Raw genomic sequence first — 14,522 nt, 5'->3', positions numbered from 1 at the left:
TAATGACAGAGACAGGTGGTGTCCCATGCGGCTGATTATCACCGAGAAAGACAACGCCGCCCGCCGCATCGCGGAGATCCTCTCCGAGGGGAGCGCGTCCGCGAGCAGGCAAAACGGCGTCAACGTCTATCGGTGGGGGAACACCCGCGTCGTCGGCCTCTCCGGGCACGTCGTCGGCGTCGACTTCCCCGAGGAGTACAACGACTGGCGCGACGTGGAGCCGGTCGAACTCATCGACGCCGACGTGACGAAGGAGCCGACCCAGGAGAACATCGTCACGACGCTGAAGCAACTGGCCCGGGAGGCCGACGAGGCCACCATCGCGACTGACTACGACCGCGAAGGGGAACTCATCGGCAAGGAGGCCTACGAACTCATCCGCGAGGAGACCGACGCGCCCGTCGACCGCGTCCGTTTCTCCTCGATCACCGAGCGGGAGGTCCGGGACGCCTTCGCCAACCCCGACGACATCGACTTCGACCTGGCGGCCGCGGGCGAGGCCCGCCAGATTATCGACCTCGTGTGGGGCGCGGCGCTGACGCGGTTCCTCTCGCTGTCGGCCCGACAACTGGGCGACGACTTCATTTCCGTTGGTCGGGTCCAGTCGCCGACGCTGAAGCTCATCGTCGACCGCGAGCGCGAGATCCAGGCCTTCGACCCCGAGGATTACTGGGAGATCTTCGCCGACCTCCAGAAGAACGGCTCGGGCTTCGAGGCCCAGTACTTCTACGACGACGACGGGAAGGAGGCCGAGCGGGTCTGGGTCGAGGACGACGCCGACGACGCCTACGCCGACCTGACGGGCGTCAACGCGGCGACGGTCACGAGCGTCCGCCGCCGAACCCGCACCGACAGCCCGCCGACGCCGTTCAACACCACCGCCTTCATCTCCGCCGCCAGTTCGCTGGGCTACTCCGCCCAGCAGGCGATGTCTATCGCCGAGGAACTGTACACCACCGGCTACATCACCTACCCGCGAACGGACAACACGGTCTACCCGGACGACCTCGAAGAGGACGCCCTGCTCGATGAGTTCGTCGGAGCCGGACACTTCGGCGAGGACGCCGAGAAGCTGCTGGAGCAAGACGACATCACCGCGACCGAGGGCGACGAGGAGACCACCGACCACCCGCCCATTCACCCGACGGGAGAGATTCCGCCGAAGGTCGACCTCTCGGACGACGAGTGGGAGATCTACGAACTGGTCGTCCGGCGCTTCTTCGCGACGGTCGCCGAGGCCGCGACGTGGGAGCACCTCCGCGTCGTCGCCGACGCCGGCGGCCGCTCGCTGAAGGCCAACGGCAAGCGCCTGGTCGAACCGGGCTACCACGAGGTGTACCCCTACTCCAGCGCCAGCGAGAACCACGTCCCCGACGTGGAGGAGGGCGAGGAACTGGCCATCTCCGAGGTCCGGATGGAGGCCAAGCAGACCCAGCCGCCGCGCCGCTACGGCCAGTCACGGCTCATCCAGACCATGGAGGACAAGGGGTTGGGGACGAAGTCGACCCGCCACAACTCAATCGAAAAACTATACGACAGAGGCTATATCGAGGGCGACCCGCCCCGACCGACGACGCTGGCGATGGCCGTCGTCGAGGCCGCCGAGGAGTTCGCCGACCACGTCGTCAGCGACGAGATGACCGCCCAGCTAGAGGCGGACATGACCGCCATCGCCAACGGCGAGGCGACGCTCGACGACGTGGCCGACGAGTCCCGCGAGATGCTCAAACGGGTGTTCGATGAACTGCGTGATTCCCGCGAGGAGATCGGCGAGCACCTCCAGGAGTCGCTGAAGGCCGACAAGACGCTCGGTCCCTGTCCGAAGTGCGGCGAGGACATGCTCGTCCGGCGCTCGCGTCAGGGGTCGTACTTCGTCGGCTGTGACGGCTTCCCCGAGTGTCGCAACACGCTCCCGCTGCCGTCGACGGGCGAGCCGCAGGTGCTCGAAGAGCACTGCGAGGAACACGACATGTACCACGTCAAGATGCTCGCCGGCCGGGACACGTTCGTCCACGGCTGTCCCCGCTGTGAGGCCGAGAAGGCCGACGAGAGCGAGGACGAGGTCATCGGGCCGTGTCCCGAGTGTGGCGTTGCTCCGGCGGAGCAACGAGGCGACGGCGGCGAAGCCGCCGAAGCGGAGGGTGGCGAACTCGCCATCAAACACCTCCGTTCGGGCTCCCGGCTCGTCGGCTGTACGCGCTACCCCGACTGTGACTACTCGCTGCCGCTGCCCCGCAACGGCGATATCTCGGTGACGGAGGCCTACTGCGAGGAGCACGACCTGCCGGAGCTGGTCATCGACGCCGACAGTGACGACCCCTGGGAGCTTGGCTGTCCCATCTGCAACTACGAGGAGTACCAGGCCCGCACCGCTGTCGAGGACCTCGAAGACCTGAGCGGCATCGGCTCGGCGACCGCGGAGAAGCTCGGCGACGCCGGTGTCGATTCGCTGGCGGCGCTCCGGGAGGCCGACCCCGACATCGTCGCTACCGAGGTGCAGGGCGTCAGCGCCACGCAGGTCCGGGAGTGGCAGGACGAACTGGAAGCCTGAGATTTGAAGTCGCCGGTTTTCCGGTCAGTCGGAGACGAACGTCACGCCGTCACAGACCGGACACTCGACGGCGTCCGCGTTGTCGGCTGTGACTGTGTCGACGGTACCGTAGGCGACCGCGTGTGTGACCGGCTCGGGGATCTGGCGCTCACAGAGCGGGCATTCGACGACGCCGGCCCGGAGTCGGTCCCGGTCGATGCTGTGGCCAGTGGTCACAGCTGGAGGTGAGACGTGGAACTCGGGCCGTCGTCGTCATCGATACCGCCCTCGTGGGCGAACGTGTAGTCGTCGTCCGTGAGGAACACGTCGCCGTGAGTCTCCGAGACCTCGACGCCGGGGAGCGTCGTCCCCGCGGCGTCGCCGTTGTCACAGCCACCGTCGCAGGCATCGAACAGTGAGCCGTGTCGGGGGCAGATGAGCTGGTCGTCCCGCATCGGAACGCCTCGCCCGGTGTCGAACCGCTGTGCCTCGTGCGTACATCGGTTTACCCACGCCTCGACGCCGTCCTCGCAGGGGACGAGAACGACCTCCTCCAGGTCGCCGTATGGGTCTTCGGCGGTGAACAGCCACGACCCGTCCTCGTGGACCGTCTCGACTGTCGTAAGTCGCTGCACGGCTGGCGTGTTTGGCTGCCGCCGGTATCAGCGTTACCGTAGTACGGCGAGAACTGTGCGCATCATTCTCCGGTCTCCGCGGCGATGAGGCGCACCAGTGCAGTAACGAACACCTCGAACAGTCGCCAGACCAAGACGCAACTGATGACGAGCACAGCAAGGACGATGGCGACGAGCCAGAGAAGGAGGCCGAACTGCAACTCGGTGAGCAGCCCCGTCGACAGGCCGACGACGAACCCGCCGACGAAGAGACCGCCAGCGCCCTGGAGACAGCGGCGTTGCCAGCGGTCGAACGCCAGCGCGTCGTCGGCTCCCAGCAGCGATGGCAAGGCGATGCCGAGTCCGGCACCGCCCAGCGCAAGAATAAAGAAAACGCTACCGAACAGATACGAGAGCCCGCGGACGAAGCCCGCACTGGACGACGACGCTGTCGGCATCGTCGAGAAGGAGTACAGCACTCCCACCGTGACGACGACCCCCGTAAACACGAGGACGGCCCGGATGGTAGCGACGACGTACCGGTGCCTGTCCGCTGTCATTGTCTGACGATTGTAACATAGCCATCATAAATCTTCGGAGATATACGTATAGCGCCGACGCCACTCGGTCGCTATCTGCCTGTCCGGGCGGGCTGTCAGTGTGACCCACTGTGGTCGGTGTATCCGAAGCGGTTATACGGCCACGCGCAAGTCTGGCAGGTATGAGCGACTGGGCGGACTGGGACCACATCGTGAAGATAGACCCCGACAAGACGCTAGTCGACGGAGAGACGTTCGAAGACGTCGCGGCGACGGGGACCGACGCCATCGAAGTCGGCGGGACCACCGGAATGACAGAAGAGAAGATGAAGCGGGTCGTCGACGCCTGCGGGAAACACGACATTCCAGTGTATATCGAGCCGTCCAACCCCGCATCGGTCGTCCACAGCGACCGCCACGACGGCTATCTCATCCCGGTCGTGATGAACGCCGGCGACGTGGCATGGATCACCGGCGCGCACAAGGAGTGGATACGCATGGACGACGATATCGACTGGTCGCGGACCTTCACCGAGGCCTACATCGTGATGAATCCGGAAGCGTCGGTGGCGTCCTACACGCAGGCCAACTGCGACCTCGACGCGGACGACGTGGCCGCCTACGCCGAAGCCGCAGAACACTTGCTGGGACAGGAAATCGTCTACGTGGAGTACTCGGGGATGCTCGGAGACCCCGATATCGTCGCCGCCGCCGCGGACATCCTTGACGACGCGACGCTGTTCTATGGCGGTGGCATCCACGACTACGAATCCGCCCGCACGATGGCACAGCACGCCGACACCATCGTTGTCGGCGACCTCGTCCACGACGAAGGTGTCGACGCGGTGCGAGAGACGGTGAAAGGCGCGAAAGACGCGACGGCGACGGTCCGGTAGCTAGAACGCCAGCCGTTCGAGCAGTCGGCCGACGACGCCGTCGGGGTGACGTTTCGTGTCCACTTCCATCGACGCGTGGTCGCTGTCCTGAATTGCTGACTGCGTAGACCCGTCGTCGTTTGACGTACGAGCCGCGAGCCCACCGTTGTTCGCGTGTATCAGGAGCGTTCTGTCGCTGTCAGCCGCGTCTATCGCCGCTGAAAACTCCTGTCGGTCGACGAAGGTCCGCTCCGTCGGCACGTCACAGAGGTCCAGCAGATCGTCGTGGTACGCTTCGAGTTGCTGGCGTTCCTCCGCGGACTGGCGCTCGTCGAGCGGGTAGAGGAACTGGAGGTCGGCTCCGGTCTCCGTCGCGACGGCGTTGCCGACGCGGACTTTCAGCGGGTCGTACGGGCCGCGGGTGGTGACAAGCGTGATCGTCTCCAGCGCGTCAAGCGGCTGTGCGTCGACGGCGATAGTGTCACAGTCGGCCTGTTTCCGGATGCGGTCGATACTGTCACCCAGTAGCGAGTCTTCGAACGACGCACCGCGTTCCACCAGCAGCACATCGACGCCACGCTCGTCGACGGCGTTGGCGACGGCCCGCTCGGGATGGTGGCTCACGAGTTCGCCGTATTCGACGGGAACATCGAACTCAGCCGCCAGCGTGTCGGTCCGGCACTCGAACTCGAGGTCGTCGTGAGACTGGACGCCGGAGGCGTAATCGAGGGGCTGCTGGTCGGGTACTTCGTCGAACTGGACGATAGAGAGACTGCTACCGTTGGGTGTGAGCGCGGCCCCGACTTCCAGCAGTGTCGCTTCGCTCCGTCGCGAGGACCCTTCGGGAAGCGCGACGAGCACGGCAGTCTCCGCCGTCTCGTCGAGTGTCTCTTCGGTCCGGTCGAGCGCGCGGTCGCCGATGCTCCGGCGGACGGACTCCTTGATCGCGCCCTCTCTGGTGACCCGCGGCCGGACGTAGCCCAGATACCAGACGACGCTGCCGACGACGATACCGACGGCCCCGACGATCGCGATGAGGCCCATCTGCGTCAGCAGGGCGAAGCCGGTTATGGTGCCGAATATCGGCGTCCACGGGTACAGCGGCACCTCGAAGGAAGGGTCGTAGTCGGGGGCGTCGCTCTCGCGGAAGCCGATGAGCGCGACGTTAATGAGCGCGAAGACGAGAATCTTGAACGCGCTCGCGAGCTTCGCGATTTCCAGGATCGGGACGAAGAGGATGAGCAGCAACATCACGCCGCCGGTCAGCGAAATCGCGGTCACCGGCGTCCCGAACCGGTCGCTGACCGTGCTGAACAGGTCGGGTGCGAGGCCGTCACGGCTCATGGCGAACGGGTACCGCGACGAGGAGAGGATGCCGGCGTTGGCCGTGCTGACCAGCGCCAGAATCGCCGCGAGAACGACGGCCGCGACGCCAGCAGTTCCCAGCGTCGCCTCGGCCGCGTCCGCGATGGGCGTCGTGCTCCCGGCGAGTTGGTCGAGCGGGATGACGCCGACGACGACGGCGACGACGAGGACGTACAGCAGTGTGGTGAAGCCAAGCGAGCCGAGCATCCCGAGCGGGATGACGCGGTCCGGGTCTTCGACTTCTTCGGCGACAGAGGCTATCTTCGTCACGCCCGCGAAAGAGACGAACACGAGGCCGGTCGCGGCGAAGATGCCGCTCGCGCCGTACTCCCACATCCCGCCGTACGTCGCGGTGTTGACTGCCGGCCCGCCGCCGGCGACGAACCAGCCGATCGCCACGAGCATGACTGCGACGATGCCGATCTGGAGTCGCCCGGTCTGTTCCGCGCCGAGGATGTTGACGAGGACGAGAACGACGGCGAGCGTGATTGCAACCGGACGGATCGGCAGGTCGAACAGAAGGACGAGGTACGGCACGCCGCCGACGAGCGCGAGCGCGCCCTTGAACGAGAGTGAGAACCACGTTCCGAGTCCCGAAACTGTGCCAAGCAGCGGCCCCATCGACCGCTCGATGTAGACGTACGTGCCGCCGGCCTCCGGCATTGCTGTCGCCATCTCGGCCTTGCTGAGTGCGGCAGGAAGGACAAGTACGCCCGCGAGAAGGTAGGCAGCGATGATGCCGGCCCCGGCGTCTTTCACCGCCAGCGCCGGCAAGATGAAGATGCCACTGCCGACCATCGCGCCGATGGATATCGCTACCACTGACAGCAGTCCGAGGTCGCGTTCCAGATCCTTGGCCATGGTTACGCGGTTTCCGGCGTCCGGAGCGATGTTTCGACGGAGCGTTCCAGTTCCGTCGCCAGAACGCGTGAGCCACAGATCACCGTCGAGCCAGCCGACTCGAACGCCGGCCGGTTCTGTGGGTCGTTGAGCACGACGACCACGGTTTCGACATCGAACTGTGTCCGAAGCAGTTGTGTCACGAGGAACGCCCCGTGGTCCGTCTGCATCGATACCAGAGCGACATCGGTCGTTTGGGCCCCGGCGTCCTGAAGAACAGTACGCTCCCGCCCGTCACCGACTACCACGCGGGTGTCGTCGGGCGTTTGCCCGGCAACGCCGTCGTGGTCGGTGACGAGACAGGCATCGATGCCTCGGTCTAACGCCGTTACTACCTCAGACCCGACGTGACGGTCGCTGATGACCAGCACCGACGGGGGGTCGATGTCGTCGTCCACTCGTTCGCGGAGTCCGGTAAGAGATACCATGAGTTCGTAGGGGCCGGAGTTACCCGACCGGTATCCACCCATTGGTTCCGGAAGCCGATAAATATCTAGGAGTTGATTCCGATTCCGGACTATTATAGATATATAATCACCTTTCGGAAGATTATACTATTTAGACTCACCCTCGGTATCGTCGTGCCCGAACTGGTGGAACGGCCGGGTGTACTCGTTCCGAATAAGGTCCTCGTCGACGACCTCCAGTCCGATATCGTTGAGGTCCCTGCCGATTCGGCTCAGGTCGTTCCCGTCGGTTCCGACCACCTCGACGTGGACGTTGTCGGCCCCGGTCATGACCTCCCGGATGGCAACGACGCCGGACACGTCGAGCGCCCGCTGTGCGACCTCCTCGCGCTCGTGGATCGGTGCCGTACAGACGATAAGCGTATGGAGCTGGTACCCCGCGGCCTCGTAATCGACATCGACATCGTAGCCGGCGATAACGCCGGCCTCTTCGAGCTTTGTGATGCGATTCCGAACAGTTCGTGCGGAGACGTCAAGCGATTCAGCGATCTCACTCGCCGACGTGTGTCTCGCATCCTGCTGGAGCGCGTAGATGATGTTCCGGTCCAGATCGTCGATAGGGTACTCCGCGTCGGCCATGTCGATTGTTTCGGCGGCTACCAGTACAAAGGTTCAGGATATTGTCCCGACGCCTTGGTATCGCCCGACTGTCCTCGACACTCCGCTGTGGTTCGCCAGCAACACAGGGACTCGCTATGTGGATTCGAGGCACAGACGCCGCTGTGTCTCAGGGAAGCACCGACTGTTCGGTGAGTGTCACGGATACTGACGGGTGGTACGCGACCCAGTCCGCATCCTCGTCCGTGCGGTAGGAGAGGGGGACTTCGTCAAAGTAGCCCTGCAACGTGTACGTGCCGGCAGTTGAAACCCGCCGCCCGATGAGTTCGTACTGCCGCTCGATGGATTCACCAGCCTCCAGCGTTCCGGTGAGTGGGGCGTTGTCTTTGTTCGCTCCGTTTGGCCGTATCTCGACGGTATCTACCTCCGCATACTCGTCAGTCAGTAGTAAGATGTCGAGTGACCCCGAATCGCCTGCTGAAACCAGTCCTAACACCCCGAGTGGCCAGACGCCGGTGTTCTTGATGCTGAGGTCCTGTGTCCCAGTGTTTCGGAGGGTTATGTCCAGCCGACCGGGGCTTTCGATCTCGATATCCCGGTCAACGACTGTCACGTCGAGTGCGAGCGGGTGCGAATCATCTTCGGTTTCAACGCTGGAGATAGTGTACTCGGTATCGCCGAGACAGCCGGCGAGACCGGACAGCGCTGCCGTCGACACAGCCAGATACTGGCGGCGGTTCATGCGTCCACCGCCTCGGCGTGATCGGAGCCGTCAGTCAGTGTCATGAAGATGTCTTCGACTGTCGCGTCAGACGAAAGGTCACAGGTGTCCCGGAGCGCCGGCAGGGTCCCTTCGACAATGAGGTCCCCTTCATAGAGGATCCCGACACGGTCACAGACCAGATCGACCTGCCCGAGGACGTGACTGGAGAAGAACACCGTCGCACCGCGTTCGGACTCGGCTTCGACAACATCTCGCACCAGCGCGACGCCGTGGGGGTCGAGCCCGGTGAACGGTTCGTCGAGAACCAGGAGGTCCGGCTCCCCGACGAGACTCATCGCGAGTGCCAACCGCTGTTCCATCCCCTGTGAGAACTCGCCAGCGGGTCTTTCGATAGCGTCGGCCAGTCCAACGCGCTCGAGCAGTGCTCGCGGGTCGTCGTCCGTACGCTTCGTATCGATCACCAGTTCGAGGTGCCGCCGCGCAGACAGCGACGCATACGTCTCGAAGCGGTCGGGACAGATACCGACACGCTGGTGGCAGGCGACGACATCGTTCCACGGGTCGTGGCCGAGAACGCGGGCCGTTCCCGACGTTGGTTTGATGTAGTCCATCAGTAGATTGATCGTGGTCGACTTGCCGGCACCGTTCGGGCCGAGGAAGCCGTACACCTCGCCCTGTGCAACGGTCATGTTCAGCGCATCGAGCGCAACAGTCTCGCCGTACTGCTTCGAAAGCCCGTCGGTCTCGATTGCCGGCGGTGTCATGCGAGGTCACCTCGCTTGAACCGATAGCCGGCCAGTGCCAGCGGGACGACACCCCAGAAAAGCAGTACGACGAGGGCGAGCGATTCGTGAAGGTAGACCGGAACTGGCTGTCCACTAAAGGCTGCATCAACGACGTACTCGTTGGTTGAGATACCGGGATACAGCACGTCGATGACTGACGTGTACTGGCCACCGGAGTTCGCCAGTCCGAGTATCCAGTTCGTTACAGTTCGGTACGCTCGACCTGGCGAAAGCCGAAGTATAGCGAACAACAGACCGTCAGCCGGCGGTTCGAGCGGATTGACTGCGTTGCCGGTCACAGCCAGGTAGAGACGGACACCAACGATTTTCCACCCCAGTGTCAGCAGCAGAAAGAAACCGCCGAAGAGTACGCTGGTGACACGGACTGTGCTGGTCGTGGCTGCCGATGCCGCTGTTGCGACTGACACGAGCACAACGATGTACAGCACTGTCACCAGAAACACGCCGATGAAACGTAACGGGGAGAACAGCCCGAACTTGACACCGCCAATCACGCCGAGAATAACTGTTGCGAGGGTAAACGGGAGCACAGCCCCGACGCTCCGACCGAAGACCTTGCCGATGAGAATATCAGTTCGCGTGAGGGGCAGTCCAAGCAGGAATTTCAAACTGCCCGACGTGCGCTCCTGAATAATCGACCGATACGTGAGTAACAGGACACCCAGCGGGAGGAGAAACGACCCGGCCACCTGAACGAAGCCAACCGTGACGTTCGGGCCAAGCACGTCCCAACTCTGGTAGGTGGGACCATACCCCCAGACGACGAGCAGGGGCGCAAGTATCCAGGTTCCTTTCGATTTGAGTAACGCGACTGCCTCTTTCCGTGCGACGGGAAACCATCGGGGGAGGGCCATGTTGGCGGGTTTGAAAGTGTATCATATAAAACACACTGTCAACGGCTACTCTGTTTACACGGCACCGAGCTATCGCTTCGGCCGGACCTGATCATCAATGGCGTCTTGTCCCGAGACCAACCGCGTCCGAGAGGGACCTGCGCCCTCGCCTCGAAAGACTGTTCTTAAGTTAGGCCCACAAGAACCAACGTCCATGGAAAACCGAACCTACACGGCGGACGCAACGCCGGGTGACACGGTCACCGTCGCCGGCTGGGTCCACGAGATCCGAGACCTCGGTGGTATTGCCTTCCTTATCCTTCGGGACACCACCGGAAAGATTCAGGTCAAGTTCGAGAAAGACGAGATGGACGACGACCTCGTGGAGACGGGGCTGAACGTCCAGCGCGAGTCGGTCATCTCGGTCACCGGCGACGTCGAGGAGGAGCCGCGCGCACCGACCGGCGTCGAAGTCACGCCAGAGTCGGTCGACGTGATTTCGGAAGCCGACCCCGAACTGCCGCTCGACCCGTCAGGGAAGGTCGACGCCGAACTGCCGACCCGCCTCGACAACCGGACGCTCGACCTCCGCAAAGAGGAAGTGAAGGCCATCTTCGAGATCCGCGCGGAAGTCCTCCGCTCGGTCCGCGAGGCGTTCCGCGAACTCAACTGCACGGAGATCAACACGCCGAAGATCGTCGCCACGGGGACCGAGGGCGGCACCGAGCTGTTCCCGATCACCTACTTCGGGCAGGAAGCGTTCATGAACCAGAGCCCGCAGCTGTTCAAGCAGCTGATGGTCGGCTCCGGCCTCGAACGCGTCTTCGAGATCGGCCCGATCTTCCGTGCCGAGGAGCACAACACGCCGCGACACCTCAACGAGGCGACCTCCATCGACTTCGAGTCAGCGTTCTACGACCACACCGAAGCGATGGACGCCTGCGAACACGTCGTCCGGTCCGCCTACGAGGGCGTCGCCGAGAACTGTCAGGACGAACTGGAAGCGCTCGGCCTCGAAGATGAGTTCGCGGCCCCCGAGGGCGACTTCCCGCGACTCACCTACGAGGACGCCCTGGACCGCATCAACGCCACCGGCGAACTCGACGAGCCGCTGGTGTGGGGCGACGACCTCTCGACGGAGGCCGAGCACGTCCTCGGGCAGGAAGTCGGCGAGCACTACTTCATCACCGACTGGCCCAGCGAGATCAAGCCGTTCTACATCAAGGACCACGACGACGACGAGGAGATCTCGACGGGCTTCGACATGATGCACCCGTCGATGGAACTGGTCTCTGGCGGCCAGCGTGAGCACCGCTTCGACCACCTTGTCGAAGGGTTCGAGCAGCAGGGCCTGGACCCGGAAGCCTTCGAGTACTACACCAAGATGTTCAAGTACGGCATGCCGCCACACGCCGGCTGGGGCCTCGGCGGCGAGCGCCTCATCATGACGATGCTCGGGCTGGAGAACATCCGGGAAGCGGTGCTGTTCCCGCGAGACCGGCAGCGTCTGTCGCCGTAGGCGACGACGCGACTGCCGAGCGGGAGCTTGTCACGAGCGAAGCGAAGTGACAGTGTTCCCGCGAGATCGCCAGCGTCTGTCTCCCTGAGACAGACAGCGACTCCCTCCGTAGGCGAGGGCCTGAAGGGAGTGAAGGGTCTCGAACCGCCGTAACGACACGCGAGCGCGCGTTTTACACCACTTTCATCCAACAACTGCTACAGTGGAGAGCTGTGGATCTACGCACTATTCCGGGCCGACACAAGAAAGAGAACGTATTGTTTCTCCCGCTATGCGTTCGCCGCCGCCTGTTTCAGAATCTGTGGCGCAACCACAACTTCGAGCGCGGCGATCCCGAGTGCGACATACCGTATCGTCCCTTCCAAGAAGAGGAACGCGACAGCCGCGACGACCGTGGCGCTGACCAGTGGGATACCGTAGCGAAGGGCTGGGTTTTCGAAAGGGGAGGGCATACAGACTAGTCGCTTGGCCGACATAACTTATCTTTTCTGCATTTGCTACTGTGCGGGCAGGGATGGAGAACGGTCAAAATATAGCTGCGGGGACGCAGGCAGGACGAATACTGCTCACGTCTCGATACGCTACTCAGTCGTCAGCAGGAGCCGCGCCGCCGGAGCCGATGCTCGCCCCGGACCCCGAGACGGTGCCTTCGTTAGCGGCGACCCAGCGCAGGAGCAGGAACGCGAAGACGTACTTCGCGAGGATGTCCAGCCCGGAGTAGCCCCACGAGGTGACGCCGACGCTCAGGAGGGCCACCCCTTCGGAGCCCAGCGCCCACAGAATCGGGTAGCCGAGCCACAGCACGACGGTCAAGAGCTTGAGCGTCCCGAATATCTCGCTTGTCCCGGCGGCCTCCGCATCGGCCGGCCACTGGACGAGCAGGACGTACAGCACCGCGACGAAGAACGCGCAGCTGATGCCGTAGAACACCCAGCGCAACAGGTGCGAGGAGGTGATCAGCGCGGCGGCGAGGCCGGTCACGCACATGCCGATGTCCATCGTAATTGCGGTGAACAGCGACGCGATATCGGTGTCGGCCAACAGGCCCAGCGCCAGGAGAATCATCGGCGTCGAGAGCGTCCACGTCAGGTAGCGGCCCCACGGTGACAGGACTTCCTGCCCGGCGAGAGCGTGGCCCGGCGGCATCTGCAGGAAGCCGACCGTCAGGCCCGAGGCCAAACCGGCGTAACTGGAGATCGAGACCAGCGGAACCAGCATCGTCGCAACCCAGATGAGTTTGGCGCGAGGCGACTCGATATCTCGACCCATCGCGACGAACAGGAGGATGACCACGCCCGCCAGCGCGATGTTCACCCAGAGCGATGAGTTCAGGAGGAAATTCGACTGTATCTCCTGGAGCACATCTGACTGTGTCGCCTGGAGTACTGTCGTTGCAGTGGTACTGGCAGCTGTCATACATTCAATATACGAAAGGACCACTTAAGACCGTATGGCCAAACGGTATCGGTATTCGGTTTATATTCAGACTTCGGAAAGGAACGCTCACTCCGTGAGAATGATATGAAAAACGGCCAACAGCTAACCGCTCCGGGGAATCATCACTCAGGAAACAATTCTTTTTCGCGTTCGATGGCTTCGATGCGCGCAATTTCGGCGTCGGTCAGTTCCAGGTCGGCAGCGGCGAGGTTGGCTTCGAGATGGGGTCGGGAGGACGCCTTCGGGATTGTGACGACGTTCTCGTAGCTGGTCACCCAGGCGATGCTGACGGCGGCCGGCGACGTGTCGTGCTGGTCCGCGATGTCGACGACAGTCGGCTCCTCGAACACGCGACCGCCCGCCAGCGGTGCGTACGCGACCAGCGGGTAGCCGTGTTTCTGGGCGTCAGCGAGCAGTGGTTCGCGCCAGAATAGCGGATGGAACTCGACTTGGTGTGCAGCAATTCCATCGAGGTGCTCGCGCGCGACAGTCAACTGGTCCGGCTCGAAGTTCGAGAGCCCGACGTGCTCGGTCAGTCCCGCCTCGCGCACGGACTCGACAGCGGGCAGCGTCGTTTCTGGGTCGTAGTCGCCACGCGGGCGGTGGACGTACAGGAGGTCGACGGTGTCGAGACCGAGTCGGTCGAGGCTGGCTTCCGTGCTCGGACGGACAGCGGTCGGCTCAAGGGCGTCGATCCAGAGTTTCGTCGCGACAGTCAGGTCAGCCCGATCGGTGTCGGCGGTGGCGATGCCTGCACCCACAGTACTCTCGTTATCGTAGATCTGAGCGGTGTCGAGGTGGCGGTAGCCACAGTCGATGGCTGTCCGAACGACAGCCTCGTCCTCGATACCCATCGTGCCGAGTCCGACTGGCGGGAGGTCCATGCTCCGGCGTTCGGACCCCCGTTAAAAAGGAGTAGCGGCTCCGACGGGCCACAGCCCCCCAGATGCGGCCCGCCGGTCGGTTAGAAGTCGGTCCGCTGCGTGACAGCTTCCGCGTGGTCAGCCCACTTTTCTACGGTCGGGGACCCCCAGTACTTCACTGCGCCGCTTCGCTCGTCGTAGTCGATGAGCCCGATCCGATGGAGGACTGGCAGGTGCTCCTCTTCGAGCTGCGTTCGGATCGTCGAGGGTGACGTATCTGTTGCGTCGACCGTGCTCGTCTCCCCATGCTCCGATATTGCCGAGGCTAGCGCCGTGACGTCAGCGGCCGTCTGGTCACCGCTCGCGAAGTAGTGACAGACGGCACGGCGTCGCCAATCAGCCAAAACCTCGAACACGTCGTCTACATCCGCCGTAGACAGCGTTCTGTCCGACGGCGTCATCCCACACCACTGGTCACTCTGAGACCCTCCA

Annotated in this window: 16 protein-coding genes; 3 read left to right on the top strand and 13 right to left on the bottom strand. The window is 63.5% G+C overall.

Annotated features, from left to right (window positions below):
- Positions 1–25: 25 nt before the first annotated feature.
- A complete protein-coding gene (locus Har1131_RS06840; RefSeq protein WP_151145595.1) occupies positions 26–2,551 on the top strand; it encodes a DNA topoisomerase I in 2,526 nt (841 codons plus the stop codon).
- Positions 2,552–2,575: 24 nt separating this feature from the next.
- Here Har1131_RS06840 and Har1131_RS06835 read toward each other — a convergent pair whose 3' ends face one another.
- From Har1131_RS06835 to Har1131_RS06825, 3 genes are all read right to left on the bottom strand, one after another.
- Positions 2,576–2,767 carry a hypothetical protein gene (locus Har1131_RS06835; RefSeq protein ID WP_129755426.1) on the bottom strand — a complete coding sequence of 64 codons (192 nt, stop codon included), beginning with the start codon at positions 2,765–2,767 and terminating at the stop codon, positions 2,576–2,578.
- Positions 2,764–3,165 carry a Rieske 2Fe-2S domain-containing protein gene (locus Har1131_RS06830; RefSeq protein WP_129755427.1) on the bottom strand — a complete coding sequence of 134 codons (402 nt, stop codon included), beginning with the start codon at positions 3,163–3,165 and terminating at the stop codon, positions 2,764–2,766. The genes Har1131_RS06835 and Har1131_RS06830 overlap by 4 nt, the downstream gene beginning before the upstream one ends.
- 62 nt (positions 3,166–3,227) lie before the next feature.
- Complete coding sequence (locus Har1131_RS06825; RefSeq protein ID WP_050007016.1) at positions 3,228–3,704, bottom strand: hypothetical protein; 477 nt, start codon at positions 3,702–3,704, stop codon at positions 3,228–3,230.
- Positions 3,705–3,865: 161 nt separating this feature from the next.
- Here Har1131_RS06825 and Har1131_RS06820 point away from each other — a divergent pair, with 161 nt between their 5' ends.
- The gene (locus Har1131_RS06820) at positions 3,866–4,579 is read left to right on the top strand and encodes a phosphoglycerol geranylgeranyltransferase (protein WP_151145591.1); all 714 of its coding nucleotides are present in this window, start codon (positions 3,866–3,868) and stop codon (positions 4,577–4,579) included.
- Here the strand turns inward: Har1131_RS06820 and Har1131_RS06815 are convergent, their stop codons facing one another.
- From Har1131_RS06815 to Har1131_RS06790, 6 genes are all read right to left on the bottom strand, one after another.
- Complete coding sequence (locus tag Har1131_RS06815) at positions 4,580–6,784, bottom strand: APC family permease (RefSeq protein ID WP_151145588.1); 2,205 nt, start codon at positions 6,782–6,784, stop codon at positions 4,580–4,582. It lies immediately after the preceding gene.
- A gap of 2 nt (positions 6,785–6,786) precedes the next feature.
- Positions 6,787–7,251, bottom strand: coding sequence for an NAD-binding protein (locus tag Har1131_RS06810; RefSeq protein WP_044952261.1), 465 nt, complete (start codon positions 7,249–7,251; stop codon positions 6,787–6,789).
- A gap of 126 nt (positions 7,252–7,377) precedes the next feature.
- Positions 7,378–7,869, bottom strand: a complete 492-nt coding sequence (locus Har1131_RS06805) for an Lrp/AsnC family transcriptional regulator (protein ID WP_014040911.1) — start codon at positions 7,867–7,869, stop codon at positions 7,378–7,380.
- A 148-nt stretch (positions 7,870–8,017) separates the two neighbouring features.
- Positions 8,018–8,590: a hypothetical protein gene (locus Har1131_RS06800; RefSeq protein WP_014040912.1), complete on the bottom strand. Its 573-nt coding sequence runs from the start codon at positions 8,588–8,590 to the stop codon at positions 8,018–8,020.
- Positions 8,587–9,336, bottom strand: a complete 750-nt coding sequence (locus Har1131_RS06795; RefSeq protein WP_146417068.1) for an ABC transporter ATP-binding protein — start codon at positions 9,334–9,336, stop codon at positions 8,587–8,589. Before Har1131_RS06795 ends, Har1131_RS06800 begins: the two co-directional genes overlap by 4 nt.
- Positions 9,333–10,232: an ABC transporter permease subunit gene (locus tag Har1131_RS06790; RefSeq protein WP_064287733.1), complete on the bottom strand. Its 900-nt coding sequence runs from the start codon at positions 10,230–10,232 to the stop codon at positions 9,333–9,335. The genes Har1131_RS06795 and Har1131_RS06790 overlap by 4 nt, the downstream gene beginning before the upstream one ends.
- Positions 10,233–10,425: 193 nt before the next feature.
- Here Har1131_RS06790 and aspS point away from each other — a divergent pair, with 193 nt between their 5' ends.
- On the top strand, positions 10,426–11,730 hold the full coding sequence (aspS, locus tag Har1131_RS06785; RefSeq protein WP_151145585.1) for an aspartate--tRNA(Asn) ligase: 1,305 nt from the start codon (positions 10,426–10,428) through the stop codon (positions 11,728–11,730).
- A gap of 269 nt (positions 11,731–11,999) precedes the next feature.
- On the opposite strand, the gene Har1131_RS06780 is transcribed toward aspS, so the two are convergent.
- The 4 genes from Har1131_RS06780 to Har1131_RS06765 all read right to left on the bottom strand — a co-directional run bounded on the left by Har1131_RS06780 (position 12,000) and on the right by Har1131_RS06765 (position 14,491).
- Positions 12,000–12,182, bottom strand: coding sequence for a hypothetical protein (locus Har1131_RS06780; protein WP_014040916.1), 183 nt, complete (start codon positions 12,180–12,182; stop codon positions 12,000–12,002).
- A gap of 133 nt (positions 12,183–12,315) precedes the next feature.
- Positions 12,316–13,146 (bottom strand): halorhodopsin, encoded by an 831-nt coding sequence (hop, locus tag Har1131_RS06775; RefSeq protein WP_044951950.1) that lies wholly within the window; start codon positions 13,144–13,146, stop codon positions 12,316–12,318.
- A 143-nt stretch (positions 13,147–13,289) separates the two neighbouring features.
- Positions 13,290–14,051, bottom strand: coding sequence for an aldo/keto reductase (locus tag Har1131_RS06770; protein WP_050036865.1), 762 nt, complete (start codon positions 14,049–14,051; stop codon positions 13,290–13,292).
- An 80-nt stretch (positions 14,052–14,131) separates the two neighbouring features.
- Positions 14,132–14,491, bottom strand: a complete 360-nt coding sequence (locus tag Har1131_RS06765; RefSeq protein ID WP_008312718.1) for a hypothetical protein — start codon at positions 14,489–14,491, stop codon at positions 14,132–14,134.
- Between the last annotated feature and the right edge of the window lie 31 nt (positions 14,492–14,522).

Origin of the sequence: Haloarcula sp. CBA1131 (assembly GCF_008728975.1) — an archaeon.
GTDB classification, from domain to species: domain Archaea; phylum Halobacteriota; class Halobacteria; order Halobacteriales; family Haloarculaceae; genus Haloarcula; species Haloarcula hispanica.
This window is presented reverse-complemented; position numbering and strand designations above follow the sequence as displayed.

What these genes read in the sequence shown, in the direction of transcription:
- Har1131_RS06780 (WP_014040916.1), bottom strand. Translation starts at nt 12,182, where the DNA reads ATGCCCTCCCCTTTCGAAAACCCAGCCCTTCGCTACGGTATCCCACTG.
- Har1131_RS06820 (WP_151145591.1), top strand. Translation starts at nt 3,866, where the DNA reads ATGAGCGACTGGGCGGACTGGGACCACATCGTGAAGATAGACCCCGAC.
- Har1131_RS06805 (WP_014040911.1), bottom strand. Translation starts at nt 7,869, where the DNA reads ATGGCCGACGCGGAGTACCCTATCGACGATCTGGACCGGAACATCATC.
- hop (WP_044951950.1), bottom strand. Translation starts at nt 13,146, where the DNA reads ATGACAGCTGCCAGTACCACTGCAACGACAGTACTCCAGGCGACACAG.
- Har1131_RS06840 (WP_151145595.1), top strand. Translation starts at nt 26, where the DNA reads ATGCGGCTGATTATCACCGAGAAAGACAACGCCGCCCGCCGCATCGCG.
- Har1131_RS06795 (WP_146417068.1), bottom strand. Translation starts at nt 9,336, where the DNA reads ATGACACCGCCGGCAATCGAGACCGACGGGCTTTCGAAGCAGTACGGC.
- Har1131_RS06810 (WP_044952261.1), bottom strand. Translation starts at nt 7,251, where the DNA reads ATGGTATCTCTTACCGGACTCCGCGAACGAGTGGACGACGACATCGAC.
- Har1131_RS06800 (WP_014040912.1), bottom strand. Translation starts at nt 8,590, where the DNA reads ATGAACCGCCGCCAGTATCTGGCTGTGTCGACGGCAGCGCTGTCCGGT.
- Har1131_RS06815 (WP_151145588.1), bottom strand. Translation starts at nt 6,784, where the DNA reads ATGGCCAAGGATCTGGAACGCGACCTCGGACTGCTGTCAGTGGTAGCG.
- Har1131_RS06765 (WP_008312718.1), bottom strand. Translation starts at nt 14,491, where the DNA reads ATGACGCCGTCGGACAGAACGCTGTCTACGGCGGATGTAGACGACGTG.
- Har1131_RS06790 (WP_064287733.1), bottom strand. Translation starts at nt 10,232, where the DNA reads ATGGCCCTCCCCCGATGGTTTCCCGTCGCACGGAAAGAGGCAGTCGCG.
- Har1131_RS06770 (WP_050036865.1), bottom strand. Translation starts at nt 14,051, where the DNA reads ATGGACCTCCCGCCAGTCGGACTCGGCACGATGGGTATCGAGGACGAG.
- aspS (WP_151145585.1), top strand. Translation starts at nt 10,426, where the DNA reads ATGGAAAACCGAACCTACACGGCGGACGCAACGCCGGGTGACACGGTC.
- Har1131_RS06825 (WP_050007016.1), bottom strand. Translation starts at nt 3,704, where the DNA reads ATGACAGCGGACAGGCACCGGTACGTCGTCGCTACCATCCGGGCCGTC.